Below are 15,601 nucleotides of genomic sequence, written 5' to 3' on the forward strand. Positions count from 1 at the left end.
CGGCGGTAGCCTGTTAGTTTTAGATGAATCCGACGCTGATGAGATTTATTACAACAACGATTATTAACCAAAGGATACATTTGCAAGGATGCAATGAAGCAAAAAAAACACCGCCAAAGTGGTACCACACTAATGACGGTAAGGGAATGTTCAGAGTTTATTTTTTTGTTGGCTTTTTAAGAATAGTTAAGGCATGAAATTTATCAAGGAAGCCAGATAAAAAAATGCCGACACAGGGCGCATCGGCAAAAGTTACACAGCAATACTTGGAATGTTCAATTAACTTTAGACCATTATTAAATGTTTGTTATGAATTATTTCAATCCTATCGATTAAACAGGCGTCATAAAGAGGAATCCATGCCAGTTAAAATTCGCAAGTAAAAAGCAATAATAACAATATGGTAAAGCAGGTAAATGCAATAATTGCTGCTGAAATTTTTAATGTACAGACAATTATATCCATAACACTTATTGATTGATTATTACTATTTTTTTTATGGGAAGGCATTTCAATATCACGATGACCAAAAAACATACAATCAATTTACTCTTAAATTGATCATCTTTATAGGATGATTCTCAGTTGTTAATACTTTCTTACACATTAAAAGGTGAAGTAATGAGATATAAACACTTAATGGTAGATCTAGAAGGAATGAGCACGCATAACAATGCAGCCATTGTTTCCATTGGTGTAGTAGCTTTTGAACCGTCAACAGGTGAGATTGGCCCTACATTTTACCAAGTTGTCGATTTAAGAAGTTGTGAACGTGCGGGCCTTCATATCGATGCCGATACCGTCCTTTGGTGGATGAGACAAAGCACTGAGGCTAGAGCGGAAATTGTTGGTCTTAATTATGAGTTAGAAGAATCACTAGCCGACCTAAATCTTTTTGCCGAGAGAGTTCTGACTGATGATGTTCAGGTGTGGGGTAATGGCGTTGATTTTGACAATGTTATTTTGCGTAACGCATATGATGCAGTCGGTTTAGATCCATTCTGGAAATTTTATAATAACCGTGATGTTCGCACCATTGTAGAACTTGGTCGCAGTGCTGGTATTGATCCTAAGCGAACACTCGAATTCGAAGGTGAACAACACAATGCGTTAGCTGATGCAATCCATCAGGCTAAATATGTGTCTATTATCCACCAGCATTTAATTAAACCAGTTAACGACGATATTTAATTTTTAAATCTGTATGCGGCAGATGTGGAGGTAATTATGATGTATGGTGAGAGTAGCATTAAGCCTGTAACGATTCATTACTCAATGAGCTACCATGAAAGAAAATCAGCAAAACTAAGCTATGAGAAAAAAAATAAGACATTCATTGGCACAAAGGAGGTCGCGGAAAGGCTAGGGATCAAACCCCATACATTGAGGGTATGGGTGAGTGACGGAAAACAAGCTAAACAAGGCTTTCCAAAGCCAAGTCACCGATTAAAAGAACTTCAATTTAGGCTTGCGGACATTATTGATTGGGAGAACGGTAAACGATTTTAGTGAGCTTATCCCACCATTTTTCGTATGCTTCGCGTTGTTCTTCTAGGTAGGTGTGCTTATCGTACACCTGCCATACTCCTGGTAATTTATGTCCTAGCATAATTTCAGCTACATGAGGCGGAGTTAGCTCTGATATTCCCGTCCTCATTGTTTTGCGCAAATCATGAATAGACCAAGTGGTGTAATTATCAAAATGAGGCGACATTGCTTTATTAAGTAGTTGTATCATTACACTATGACCAGAGGCTTTAACCCGATTACCAGAAGCCACAGAAAAAAGATAGCGATCAGAATGGCTAATTTCAAATGCCTGCATAATTAGAGACTTTGCTTGTGGTATTAATGGCCTTATGATTGGTTTGCCTGACTGATTGCCCGTTTTATGCTTATCAGGGGGGATTGTCCATATATCTTTGTTGAAATCAAAATCAACCATTTCTGCACCAAGTAACTCCCCCACCCTTGAGCCTAAAAGCAAAGATAACTTTATTAGTAATTTATTGCGCTTATTAAACTGAGGTGATTCAATAAGCTCAAACAATAACACTAGCTCCTCATTAGATAGTATTCTATCCCCTTGCTTAGCCTTAACTCCAACATCTTGACTATTAACATTTGTTAGTGGGTCTAACTGGATGAGCCCTCGCCTAATACCCCATTTATGTGCTGTTTTTGAATAACGTAATATTCTCTCTGCAATTGCAGGGATTTTCTTAGATAAATCTTCAATAACGGATAACCAGACATGTATATTGGTCTCGTCATGAGGAAGTTGTCCAATCTGAGGAAATAAATAGAGCTCAAAAGAACGCAAAATCTGATCGGCGTTGACTTGTTTGGTTTTAAGTGATTTTTCCCACCAGCACCTAATTAATGATTCGACTGTTTGAGCCTGAATTGCATCTTGCTTTTTAACTCGCTTAACGACTTTCGGGTTTCTATGTTGCTCAAGCTCCCCGCGATAGAATAAAGATAAATCACGAGCATCTTTTAAACTTATTGCTGGATAACTTCCTATATCTATGCGTTCTGCTTTCCCACTCCACCGATATCTAAACTGAAAAACAACCTTGCCCTTTGGTGTTATACGAACAGACAAACCATCGCGATCAGACTTCGTTATGATTTTTTCCTGTGGTTTACCATTAACAGAACGGAGGTATGAATCAGTGATTGGCATTGGGATTATCTCTTTTATTTAAAGAACACCACTATAAAATATGTGCACAAATATGTACACAATAATGATGATACCTTAATAAAACCCAATGAACATTAGTGAATAAAGCTAGGCGGAAAAGCAAAATAAAACCATTAATTACAATAAATTAAATCATTTATATGTATTTTAACTATTTGTGAATGATGTTTTATTAATTAATCTTGTTATTCCCCAAATAAATACAAAACATGATCACAATGACGCTATCACGCGTTTTTACTCATGTTATTCATTGCATATTATCTTAATTGTAAATCAATTTTTTGTCGCTAGCATGACAAATCGAAAGGAAATTTACAGTCGTCTTAAGGCAGGAAAAGTCTTCCCACCTTAAAATTAATTCAGATCATTACTCTGAAGGTGCACCCATCATTTTCAGTATATCTTGTTCAGTCAACATCGCAGTTTGCTCAACAAAATTATAGTATTTCGGTTTGCTATCTATATAAATTTGCATGGCTAATTGTGCTTGTTTACTATCTTCAAACAATGTCGCCGATGCGTAATAAGTTGACGGGTTAATTAAGTGATAAAAAAGATGCGTACCACAATGTTTACAAAAAGCGCGCTCTCCCCACACAGAAGAGGCAAACGTGGTTATTGAATCTTGGCCTTCAATATGCAAATCATGTCCGCAATCCACGCTGAAGCCCGGGCCGCCATTCCATTTTTGACACATACCACAATGACAAACACTAATTTTATCAACCGCTTTATTCGTTGATACCTTAACTGCCCCACACAAACATTGACCCTGATGCATTTGATTTTCCTTTGCGTTATATATTGATGGTGTTCCTTACCTATTTATCGCTATTTATACCTTAATTTCAATTTATTTTTCTTTATCATTAAGATTGAATTGTCGACCTGTAAAACGCCGATCATTCGTTGTCTCTTGCAGTTGAATAGTATCAAGCTCTTTAGTTTCACGCTCAGGTTCAATGTCCCCTTCATCCTGATTATATTGGTGTAACTGCATATATTCATACGCAACAACGTGTGGAGTTACTTCCGTAAGTACGGTGTTATCCGCAGCCTGAGCAAATAAGGTTGCTCCTGTAAATAATGCCATGCCAATAAACAAACGAGTAAGCCGTATATTCTTCATCATGTTCTCCTATAACTAGAAGATGTTTTAACGCGAAAGGCTGTCAGAAAAAACACCGATTGCGTAATTGTTTTCATGGTTCGGTAAAATGATGTAGATATTTGTCTAAATGAACGATTTAGATGTTCAAAAAATAAAAAGAGAGCAATTTGCTCTCTTTCATTCAAATAGTGAAAAGGGTTTATAGTTCGCCTTTCTCATCTTTATTTCCAGAATTCACTTCTTTAAGTAAATACCAACAAAAATAGAGTAAAACAACTATGCCGAGAAATAACAAAGCCCATAATGCAATTGTCATCCAATTTGAGCTTTCATCGGCAGGAGTAGTGGCTGTTAATCGCTTTTCCCCGCCTAAATTAACTATTTCAGTATTTGGATATGCTTCTGGATAACTCGACATTAGTTCTGCAACAGTATACGTTTTACCCAATAGCTGGTTATAGGTGAGACTTTCTTGCTCCGCCTGCTTATTTCCCCACACTAATAGGTATGGCGTTGCGCCTTGCACGTTAAATACCAAATTAAGCGTATCACGTTTCCCCACAATACGCGGAGGTTGATCATCCCAGCCCCCTTTCAATGCAGAAATTCTTAATGTGCGGATCATTTCACCATGTAGAGTAATATTCGCATTACTAACCGTCTCGCCATCAGCATATTGGTTATAAGCAACAATATTTGTCAAAGGTAGCCAATTTTCACCACGATCAGATGAGTACTCTACTTTTAATGGAATGACTCGATTAGATTGTTGCAATTGTATTTGTAACTCATCTAAAGGCTGCATCGATGGCAATTGGTATATAACATGTTCCCGCGAAACACCATCATTGGTCATTTCAAAGTGGAATGATTCTTGGCGACGAGTTGCCTTTAAAACATCCGCACTTGCTGTAACTTTAGATAAACTTGGAATGGTAACCTCTGAGGCACTTGCGGCCACGATCAACAGATAAGGTGCACTCAATGCTTGCGCATTACCATTTAATAACTCAATTTGGTTACTTGCAACAGTTTGATCATTCAGTGTTAAATTCATAATCGGCTGATTTGTCGCAATATTTACCCATTCTTCTTTATCATAACTAGAGAAAATAAATACCTTTGCTTGCCAGTCATTATTCTGTTTAGCCCAATCAAGGGTGAGATTTTTAATCGCCGCGTTTTTCTCTTGGTTTTCATTTCGAGTCAGCAAGTAAGCTTGATAAGATGCTTTATCTTTTGCCTGCGTATTCGGTAACTCAAGGCGATTAACCTTACCCGGAATTGATTCTACAAGAAGATATTGCCTATCTCGACGCCTATCCTCATCGGTATTTACATTGTCAATGCGGGCGACTAGATGTTGAGGTGTAAATGACACGTTAGCCTTAGAAATAGACTTTTCAGCATCGTAGAAAAGTACTGAAGGGACTTCATCTCCTGTTCCATTAAATACGCGAACATCTTGTAATGTATTCGGGTATGCAGAATTAAAATAAGCATTGGCAGGCAATTCAAGCCAATAAAATGGTTCAGTGGTATCCGATATATTTATTTCTGCGCCTTGGTAAAAACTATAAGGCGTATTCTCTTTCATTTCCTCACCATGAATTTGGCTCGAAAATAATAAAGATAATGAGAAGACAGCAAATAGCCCTCTATATTTACTTAGATTCATGATTGCGTCTCCTGTTCAACGTTCCCTTTTGTTTCTTTAATTTCTTTTGGTGGCAAAGGAGAGAAATAACCCACAATTAGGATAACCAGTGCTACACCAATAAAGGAAACAGCTCGGGTTATTCCACCTTGTCCATCAATATCAACTAAGAATAACTTCGCAATGACGCAAGCAAAAATACCTGCACCGAAGAACCACCAGACTCGATTTTTCTTAATTGCCGCGATTACTGAACACACTAGTGCAACAAGGGCCCAACTAATAGACAGTACCGTTTGTACTAAACGCGAATCAAACAACGTTTCATAGTGCCAACTAAGCCCCGCAAAATCAGCCGTTGCTCGAATAAGTATGCCGTTCAGCCAAAGTCCAGCAAGCGCAATAATAGCCACTAATAACGCACGAATAATCCAGAAATCAGCCTCTGTTACTTTACGTAATTTTTGCTTGAAGCCTTTACGCACCAGAATAATTGCAGCAATACTAAACAACCCGGCTTCATCTAACGGATTAATTAGCGGAATATAACTCCAGAATGTTAACTTGCCATCTTCCAAGTTTGCATAACTAGATAAAATAACTAGCCCAACAATAACGGGTAATAAGCTATACCAATAAATCAGCCCGTTACGCTTCATTGGTGGCATTCTATTTTGCTGTAGCCAATACAGAACTAAAATCGTGAGCGTAATTGCCATTACATAAATAAAATAAGCCATTTCATGTTGCATTCCCCAAGGAAGAATAGAGACAAACCAATTCACTTGGGTTGCAATAAAGGCAAGAATCAACCATAAATTCGCACCATGCAATACTCTTTGCATCCACGGATTGCGAAGCTTATAAGCGTGGATCACAAACAATATTGAGCTACCTAATACGACAGGCCAAATTAATGAGCCTTCACCCCGTCCCATCGGGTTTTCATCATTTAAGAAATCGATACCGAGGTAATAATAGCCCGCAATCCATAGGAAAGATTGGCAAATAAGTAAAGGTACCCAATTAATACGAATTGCAAATAACCGCCAAAGCCAGACTGATATCACGACTAAGACCAGCATAATAAAGGCTTCGGACTCACGGCTCCACGAAAGGATATTCGTGAACATTGGCAACCAGCAATACCATGCCACTATTCCCATGACTAAAAAGCCATAACTAAATAACGAATAATTACTATCTTCATTGCGACGTATATGGAATAAACCACCCGCACCAAAGCAAGCGACAAGTAATACTGGGACCATATAAGTGCTACTACGGCTCCAATATAAGAATGGATAGTCACTTAATAAAGTAATGACACTTACTAAAATGAGTAACGACCCTGCCGCCGCTAATTTTCTTTGGTTTTGTTGTAAACCAAACCAGAGAAGCAGTAGTCCTTCCAGTGACCAAACAATAGAAGTCCATTCGAATGTCAGCGCAAGTGGTATGGCAAGCGTGATGAACCCAGCACCAATGATAATATTGCCAAGTGCCATGTTTTTGCCAATTTCTTTATAACGTTTATGAATTTGTAGCCCTGCCACAAGGTACAACAAGCCAATTAATAACGAGATAAATGCAGGCAGTAACCCCATATGTTCAGAAATATAGAATTGCAGCACAATACTAATAAAAGGGGGAGCAAATAATAACGTATTATCAACAATAAGTTGTTTAGTATGTTCGAAACGCAATGAAAACAGCTGTGTTAATGCATTAAAAATGATCAGATTAGCGATAATAAATAACTGGCAAGAGAGATAATAATCAGATTGATAATTACCAAGCCCCCATAAAATCGCGACCCCGTAGGTCATAACCATTCCGACTAAATTTAAAGGTCTCCAAGCTTGCCATACACTGATGATTAAAATACCTGTTGATAACATCAAGTAATATGAGAAAAGCACAACATGGCTACCACCACCTGTCGATAACAGAATGGGGGCTAAATAACCACCTAATGATGCTAAAACAGCTAAACTGATAGTGCGTTGTAATAATGCAAGCGCGATACTGGCGGCGCAAATGAGTAGCATAAATGCAAATGCCATACTGTATGGCAACATAGTATATAATTTAAAGGCAGCGAAAATAGTGATATATAAACAACCAATTCCCCCACCTTGTAAAATTAAACCAAACAGTGCTTTTTTATTACGTAACCACCAGCCTACACCTAATAATGCCAAACACCCTACCGCGCTAAATATCAACCGCATTTGTGGTGAGATAATTTCATTTTGCACGCTGTAATTTAATAGATAAGCAACCCCTAGAAATAAGAGTAGTACGCCAATTTTAGCGACGGGGTTACCTTTTAATAACCAAGTAAAGAAATGAGAGAATATAGACTTATCATCATGAGGTGTATTTTGATTTTCTGTGGCCCAATCTTGGGTATTTTTTGCTGTATTTTCTTTCGCGCTATTAAATCGATTCGGATTTACCTTAGATGACGAGTAACTATCAAATCGGTTGAGATTAAGCTCAGTCGCATTCGAATTCGTTAATGGAGGGAGTACAGTAACCGGTGTTTCTTTTACTGGTTCAATATTATCCGCGGGTTCTACCTGTTGGTAAGCAATTACGCTCTCAGCGGCGGTATCTTGTTCACTTTGCGTTGAAGGCACCAAATTTCGTGGTATTGGTTGTTCAATACCATCATCCACTAGCTCTGTGGTGTGTTGTGTAATCTCTTGATGTGATTGTGCTTCAATTGGGGTTTCTGATGAGATACTCTGCGATTGTTTAAATTGAGCAATCTGTGTCTCTAATGAGTAAACCTTCTGATTTAACTCAGTAATTTGATATTGCATGCGCCCTGTTCGACTCAGTGCGACCATCGCTAGAATCGGGGCGAGTATAACAAGAATGACTAATATGAACCCTACTAGTATCCAAGTATCCACAAATAGGTTTCCTCATAATAAAATTCGCAGTCATAGATATGGCAAAATGGAGCTTTGTGATTATTGCTAGTGTAGATATCATTGATCTCCTTGCCAACCAAATGTAATAAACTGTTACAAAATACTTCATTAAATCCGTTTTACTCGACCACAATCTCACTTAGCTCAAAAAATGATTACCGACTATTAATACGTGGTTTAAATGCTAATGTAACTAAGAAAACGCTTAATCATCATTTAGCGACATTCAAAATAAGAATCAAATTAAATATATTTAAATTTCCCGATAGTCTATTTAAGATGATCATTTTAATAAGTTTCAAAAAAGTAAAATTAAAACGTGTTTTTTTAATTATTTATGATATTTATATAGGCATGCCCGTCAATTAATATCTAAAGAAATTCATAACATTACTATCATTTAATGATGATAGTGAAAATATTAAAATTTTATAAATATAATTGTGTCAGTTAATAATTAAAACGCCTCGAGTACCTGAGGACCAGCTTATTCAAGAAGTCGACTATGCGTCATTAATAATTTTGTAAAAATCGTCAAAATAAGAAGAATAGTATAAGGAGAATTCTTCATGCTACTCCATATCATCCTCGCAGCACTTGGTCCAATCGTTCTTGGTTTAGCTGTTGGTTGGCTATCTGGGAAATATGGTTTTATTAAAAGAGAATATTCGCAGGCATTTGCAGACTTTGTTGTCAAAATCGCCTTACCATTTGCATTATTTCTTGCGGCAGCGCAAGCTCCACCATCTGTATTGCTCAATATAGACTACCTATTAGCCTTAGCTGTTGGGTTAATTGCAACCTACGTCATTGGGTTTGTTTTTGGTAAGTTTATTTTCCGTCACAATAAAAAAGATGCGGCGATGCAAGCACTATCTGTTTCATTCCCAGATATGGCTTACTGTGGGCCACCTGTATTGTTAGCTACCGTCGGTTCATCTGGGTTAATTGCAATGGTATTAGGTAACCTTATTTATACGGTTATCATTATTCCATTTACCTTATTGATGATCAGCGGTTCCCAACAAGGCCATAGTATTATCAAGTCCATTGGCAAGGCAGTTGCTCAACCCTTAGTATTTTTGCCAATTCTCGGTGCATTACTGGCAATTTTTGGTGTGAAGTTACCTGAGATATTACAAAACTCCGTCAATGAGTTAGGGAAAACCGCGGGAGGTGTTGCTCTCTTTTTCCTTGGTTTGTTACTTTCGGGTATTAAGCTAACTATTAGCAAAGAAATTATCTTTAACGTTTTTATTAAGAACTTTGTCCAAGCGGCATTAATTTTAGGGACAGGGCTTGCATTAGGTTTACAGGATGATTTATTAAAAGCAGCCTTTATTATTGGTGTATTACCAACTGCAACCGCAGTACCTGCTTTAGCCATTAGTAACCAAGCTTATACCGAAACATCCGCAGGAACCGTGTTACTGAGTACCCTCGCTGCGCTGATTTCTATCATTGGTGGTATTGCTATTGTAGAAATGCTCTAACGCCTAATTAAAGCAGGTCAACTTTGACCTGCTCTCTTTCATTTTCCTCGCTTGTTTTATCACCAATTATTTGCCAGATAGATCACAAAAAACGTATCATAGTGCTAAGTATTTTTTCTTTTAAGCATCTGGGATATTAATAAATAATGAAAATCAGTGATGAGTTAGCCTCTGCTATTGCTTCCGTCACCGAAGTTGCTGCCATTGCGGCCTTCGACTGGGTTGGTAAACAAGATAAAAATGCTGCTGATAAAGCAGCTGTCGAAGCCATGAGAAATCGTCTTAATGAAATTGATTTTCATGGAAAAATTGTGATTGGTGAAGGGGAAATCGACGAAGCCCCTATGCTTTATATTGGCGAGCAAGTCGGTACACAATCAGGTAGTCAAGGGCTGGATATTGCCGTTGACCCGATAGATGGTACCCGTATGGTGGCGTGTAATGAGCAAAATGCTATCGCTGTGCTTGCGGCAGCACCGACGGGTTCATTACTTCAAGCGCCTGATATGTATATGGAGAAATTGGTTGTTGGTGCCGCAGCAAAAGGTGCTGTTCATCTCAGCCACCCTATCGAAAAAAACCTTGAGCTTCTTTCTTCTGCATTGAATAAGCCGATTTCGCACCTTGCTATCGCCGTTTTAGACAAACCGCGTCACGAACACATCATCAACACCATTCGCAATTTTGGTGCTAATGTGATTACTATTCCTGATGGTGATGTATTGGCATCATTATTAACAATACTGCCAGAACATCCAATTGATATGATGTATGGTACTGGTGGCGCGCCAGAAGGTATTATCAGTGCAGCAATCGCACGAGCATTGGGTGGCGATATGCAAGCGAGGTTAGTCCCTCGTGACAAGGCAAAAGGTGATAGCGAAGAAAACAAACTGCTTGCCGCACAAGAAGCCATACGTTGCAAACAAATGGGTATTGAAATTGGTGAGGTTTTATCTTTAGAGCAAATGGTGAATACTGACGATGTCATTTTTGCTGCAACAGCAATTACACCGACCGTTTTAATGGGAGGAGTTTCAACAGATGCCTATAGCCGTATTTCGAACACCCTTCTCGTTAGTGGGCGTTCTCGTTCGTTAAAGATAATCAATAACCGCTACTTTAATTAATTTTCCATATACATTAAAAAGGGCCTTCCGGCCCTTTTTAAATAATTACTCAGCACGATCCAGCGTCATACGATTTAACATTGGTGCGGTTAACACCATAATAATCGCAATCGCGCCAGTCACTAAGCCTATCTTCAAGAACACATCACTGTATACAGCTAATGATTCAACTTTACTGGTTAATTCACCTTCTGGCGCTGCGGCCATCGAGGCAACATACCCTGCAATAAAGGCAGCCGCAGAGTTGGTTAAGAACCATGCTCCCATGATAAAGCCCATTAAACGCTGAGGTACTAGTTGAGCAACCATCGCCAAGCCAAGGCCAGAAATCATCAGCTCACCAATGCTTTGGAATCCGTAACAAATAACCAACCATTCAACAGAAACAATACCCGCTTCATTAGCAAATTTAGCACCTAATGGCAGTACTAAGAATGCCGCAGAACACAGGATCATCCCAATCGCAAATTTATGCGGCATCGGTAAGTTATCACCCATTTTGTTGTAAATTGCCGCTAAAATTGGGCTACCAATCATGATCCATAATGGGTTTAATGCTTGATACTGTGCAGGTTCGATAGAGAAGCCGAAAACTTCATGTTCAACGTTGTGTAATGCAAAGAAGTTTAATGAGGTTGGCATCTGGCTATATAAAACGAAGAAAACAATCGCTTCTAACATCAGAATTAATGCAACAAACATACGGCGACGTGCAGTGCCTTTTAATGCAAGCGTTTCTTTAATAAAGATAACTAAAATACCTAAAGAAATAATTGCTAAAGCCGTACGTGCAACGCCCAAGTTATGCAATAACCAGGTTGAAATAGCGATTAATGCAACAACACCAATCACGGTTGCTACTAAACGAGAGAGTACCACAGGGGCAAAGTCAGGTTTCGAACCGTGCTGAGAAACCCATTTTTTACACATATAGAAGTTAATCAGTGTAATAATAAGGCCAACCACACTCAGAGAGAACGCAACATCCCAACCATAGTGTTTTGCTAACCAAGGGGTTGCAATCATAGAGAAGAATGAACCAATATTGACGGCCATGTAATACATGGTAAATGCGCCGTCCAAACGTGGGTCATCTTTTTCATAACAAGTTGATAATAAAGAAGATGGATTAGCCTTAAATAAACCATTACCCACCGCAATCGTCGCTAAACCAACATAGACCATCGACACATCATGCCCAGAGAAAGCGACAAATGCATAACCGGCTATTAAGGTCAGTGTCCCTAAGACGATAACGCGTTTTGTCCCTAAGATTTTATCCCCTAACCAACCACCTATTGCGACGAAGCCATAAACTAATGCTGCAAATGCAGAGAATAAAGTGATGGATTCGGCTTCTGACATGCCGAGAACTTGGCTGAGGTATATAGGTAAAATACCTTGTAAGCCGTAGTAACCAAAGCGTTCCCAAAGTTCGATAGAAAAGATGAGATAGAACGAGCGAGGTTGCTTAAACGCGTTAAGACTGACTTCCTCTTTATTATTTGTTGTGGACACAAGTTACCTCTAGTACAACCTGTACATATGCAAAAAAACCACGGAACGCTCTTTGCGCTCTCGCATTGTTATGATCTCAAGAATTAACGTTGGAAAGATTCACTACAGACTGGACGAGCATCATTCCCTGACCTCAAAACAAACAAAAATACATTTATAGAATTGTTTTTTAGATCGCAAACATAAAATTCAATGAGTTAAAGCACATTTGATTATTTATTCAGCTAAGACAAGCAGATAAACCGCTAAGAACACAATAATCAACTGAGCCATATACGTTATTTATGCACCAAAATTAAAGAATTAGCTAGTATTAATTACTATATGAATAAGAATTTATCGTGATTAACTTCAATTTTTTACAAAATTGCCATATTATTATCGACCACTAATTAATCAATTGTATCTCTGTTGTTAAGAATATTATTCTACATTTAAATTATATAATTAGCATATGTTACGCAAACACCTTTCTGCCCATTTAGCACCTTTCAGGGACAAAAAATAAGCTAGGACGGTTAAAAAATGATAATTATGGTACGAGGAAATGCTGAAGCAGAAATTTTGGACAAAAAAAAGCCCAGTGAATAAACTGGGCATAATGCATTCTACTCAAGGATCTTTTTGCTAAATTCAAACTATCACTACATAGATGCATTATTACATTACTTCGTGTAAAGAAATGAATGATGAGGGTAAATATATGAATGTTTACGCAAGCAAACAGTAATATAGATACTACTAAGACTCGTGAATCTCAAAAAAAGTTCATCTTTTTTTATTTTTTTTTACATCTTTTTTATTTATTCACTAATAGCAATAATTAACCATTTGATTTACTGATAATAATGTACAATCACCTTCATGTGCATTGAGAAACAAATTACAAAACAATTTACCTTAAGTGACTTTAAGTATCATTGATGTCAAGGAATTCAACGTGAAAAAAAAGTTTTTATCCTTATTGTTAATAAGCTATTTATGGATGCCTTTAGCATTTGCTGAACAGACAATCGCCTCGTTGGATGAAAAATCACTCATTGAACTTGCCACTCAAGGTCAAGCTGAAGCGCAGTTCAATTTAGCCATGTATTACCAAGCACAAAAACAATTCGGCAATGCCTTAAAATGGTATCAGCTTTCCGCACAACAAAAATTCAGTAAAGCCCAAATAAACTTAGCACTGATGTACCAACAGGGCTCAGGTGTCCCTAAAGATGAAAAATTGATGTTATATTGGATGAAATTGGCTGCTGAAAATGGTGACCCTATTGGGCAAATGAATATGGCGGAATATACGCTGTATGGTATTGACAATGTTTTAGAGAAAAATCCGCAAGAGGCAGAGCAATGGTTAAAGAAAGCCGCTGAGCAACACTTCCCTGCCGCGATGTTAACGCTTGCCTACTGGTATGAAGAAGGCAAAGCAGTTACAAAAGCCCCAAAAAAAGCGCAGGCTATTTACCAAACTCTCGCAAAAGAGAACCATCCACAGGCTTTATATTTACTCGGTTACCAAGCTGCTACGGGTATGTATGACAAGACTGATTATCCTCTGGCGTTTGATTATTTCACGCGAGCCGCTGAGCTTGATTTTTCTCCAGCACAAAATAGCCTCGGTATGTTGTACCTTACAGGTCAAGGAACGAAAAAAAATACACAGTTAGCCATTAAATGGCTTACCCTCGCAGCCAAACAAGGTGAAGTTTCAGCCCAATTTAACTTAGCATTAATTTATGCCCGTGGCGATGGTATCAAGGCAGACCAAGCTAAAGCTTGCCACTGGTTTATTAAAGCGGCCCAACAAAATAGTGCGGATGCGCAATATGCAAGCGGTGCTTGTTATCAATATGGAATGGGGGTTGAGCAAAATGAGGCAAAGGCATTACGTTGGTATAAGCTCGCTGCGGAAAAAGGCAATGAGAGAGCCGAGAAAAAAGTATTGATTCTGGAAAATAACGCAAAAAATAATAAATAACGCTGTGACATTTAGCTTTCAAAGAGTTGATAAACATTATTTTTACTGGCTAAAAAATGAATAGTATTACATTTATACTGCTCCCTTTTTATTACCTAACATCAAGACAATCTGGAAAAAGCCTACCATTAATGATTAAAACAATTTAGCAAAACACCTGCGTAAATGGCTATGATTACTTAATATATTTTATTAGTCCCTGCATAATTATTAGCGCTATTCATGCCTATATTTCTCTTTATATTAAGCTATTACACTTAAAAAGAGAGGTATTTCATGAATGAGAAAAATAGTCTGCCCCCTAACGATTTTTCACAATCCGTTCTATCTGGTGAAGGAAAAAATGATTATGAAAAATACATCAGAACAGAAACACTATTATCATTGCAACGCACAAAAGAAGAGTGGTTACACCGAGATGAGCTGCTCTTCCAAATTACGCATCAATCATCTGAACTGTGGTTGAAACTCAATAATGAGGAAATAATAGAAGCCACGTGCGCACTAAAAGAACACAAGATTCATCTAGCAATCGCCCTTATCCAACGCGCCACCGAGTGTATTCATTTGATTGCTGAACAAATCAATATACTCAGTCATCTTACACCTTGGAGCTTTTTAACTATTCGCCCTGCATTTGGCACAGGTTCAGGCATGGAGTCACCAGGTTGGCGTGATGTAGCGATTAATGGCAAAAATTTAAATGCACAATTTAATCACTACATTCAACATACAGAAACTGATTTGATGGCGGTTTACTCCCAGCCAATTCAAAATGAGCTTTTTAACTTATGTGAGGCACTCATGAAGTGGGATGAGCAGATCATGGTATGGCGCATGCGCCACTATAAAATGACAATTCGCATTTTAGGACATAAAACCATCGGAACAAAAGGCACATTAACCGACGCCATGGCGCAGCGAATTTTTATGAAATTTTTTCCCAAACTATGGGATGTGAGAACGCAACTAACTGAACGCTTTGCGGCGAGAAATAATTACACTTAATAGAGGGCTAACTATTTTTGGTCATTCACCATAAAACATCTGCACCTA

The 15,601-nt window shown here is 38.1% G+C and carries 12 protein-coding genes; 6 read left to right on the forward strand and 6 right to left on the reverse strand.

Annotated features, from left to right (window positions below):
* The first annotated feature begins 639 nt into the window (after positions 1–639).
* The gene (locus AC4IFT_RS12395; RefSeq protein WP_490751524.1) at positions 640–1,191 is read left to right on the forward strand and encodes a 3'-5' exonuclease; all 552 of its coding nucleotides are present in this window, start codon (positions 640–642) and stop codon (positions 1,189–1,191) included.
* 36 nt (positions 1,192–1,227) lie between these two features.
* Positions 1,228–1,509 carry a helix-turn-helix transcriptional regulator gene (locus AC4IFT_RS12400; RefSeq protein WP_490751477.1) on the forward strand — a complete coding sequence of 94 codons (282 nt, stop codon included), beginning with the start codon at positions 1,228–1,230 and terminating at the stop codon, positions 1,507–1,509.
* Here the strand turns inward: AC4IFT_RS12400 and AC4IFT_RS12405 are convergent.
* From AC4IFT_RS12405 to AC4IFT_RS12425, 5 genes are all read right to left on the reverse strand, one after another.
* Complete coding sequence (locus AC4IFT_RS12405) at positions 1,478–2,689, reverse strand: tyrosine-type recombinase/integrase (RefSeq protein WP_490751478.1); 1,212 nt, start codon at positions 2,687–2,689, stop codon at positions 1,478–1,480. The two genes, AC4IFT_RS12400 and AC4IFT_RS12405, sit on opposite strands and share 32 nt — an antisense overlap.
* Positions 2,690–3,080: 391 nt before the next feature.
* Entirely contained in the window at positions 3,081–3,494 is a 414-nt protein-coding gene (locus tag AC4IFT_RS12410; RefSeq protein ID WP_490735082.1) for a GFA family protein, read from the reverse strand.
* Between the two features lie 72 nt (positions 3,495–3,566).
* Positions 3,567–3,845 carry a hypothetical protein gene (locus AC4IFT_RS12415; protein ID WP_490735080.1) on the reverse strand — a complete coding sequence of 93 codons (279 nt, stop codon included), beginning with the start codon at positions 3,843–3,845 and terminating at the stop codon, positions 3,567–3,569.
* Positions 3,846–4,023: 178 nt separating this feature from the next.
* Positions 4,024–5,502, reverse strand: coding sequence for a DUF3999 family protein (locus AC4IFT_RS12420; RefSeq protein WP_490751479.1), 1,479 nt, complete (start codon positions 5,500–5,502; stop codon positions 4,024–4,026).
* Positions 5,499–8,405: a DUF2339 domain-containing protein gene (locus tag AC4IFT_RS12425; RefSeq protein WP_490735078.1), complete on the reverse strand. Its 2,907-nt coding sequence runs from the start codon at positions 8,403–8,405 to the stop codon at positions 5,499–5,501. Before AC4IFT_RS12425 ends, AC4IFT_RS12420 begins: the two co-directional genes overlap by 4 nt.
* Before the next feature lie 590 nt (positions 8,406–8,995).
* On the opposite strand from AC4IFT_RS12425, the gene AC4IFT_RS12430 reads away from it, so the two are divergent.
* Both AC4IFT_RS12430 and glpX read left to right on the forward strand, forming a co-directional pair.
* On the forward strand, positions 8,996–9,919 hold the full coding sequence (locus AC4IFT_RS12430; protein ID WP_490735077.1) for an AEC family transporter: 924 nt from the start codon (positions 8,996–8,998) through the stop codon (positions 9,917–9,919).
* A 152-nt stretch (positions 9,920–10,071) separates the two neighbouring features.
* Positions 10,072–11,049, forward strand: a complete 978-nt coding sequence (gene glpX, locus AC4IFT_RS12435; RefSeq protein WP_490751525.1) for a class II fructose-bisphosphatase — start codon at positions 10,072–10,074, stop codon at positions 11,047–11,049.
* A gap of 45 nt (positions 11,050–11,094) precedes the next feature.
* On the opposite strand, the gene dtpA is transcribed toward glpX, so the two are convergent.
* Positions 11,095–12,567: a dipeptide/tripeptide permease DtpA gene (gene dtpA, locus AC4IFT_RS12440; RefSeq protein WP_490735075.1), complete on the reverse strand. Its 1,473-nt coding sequence runs from the start codon at positions 12,565–12,567 to the stop codon at positions 11,095–11,097.
* A 940-nt stretch (positions 12,568–13,507) separates the two neighbouring features.
* On the opposite strand from dtpA, the gene AC4IFT_RS12445 reads away from it, so the two are divergent.
* Both AC4IFT_RS12445 and AC4IFT_RS12450 read left to right on the forward strand, forming a co-directional pair.
* A complete protein-coding gene (locus tag AC4IFT_RS12445; RefSeq protein WP_490751480.1) occupies positions 13,508–14,545 on the forward strand; it encodes an SEL1-like repeat protein in 1,038 nt (345 codons plus the stop codon).
* A gap of 276 nt (positions 14,546–14,821) precedes the next feature.
* Positions 14,822–15,553 (forward strand): tryptophan 2,3-dioxygenase family protein, encoded by a 732-nt coding sequence (locus tag AC4IFT_RS12450; RefSeq protein WP_490751481.1) that lies wholly within the window; start codon positions 14,822–14,824, stop codon positions 15,551–15,553.
* Positions 15,554–15,601 lie beyond the last annotated feature (48 nt).

Source organism: Providencia sp. UF-183, from assembly GCF_058246155.1.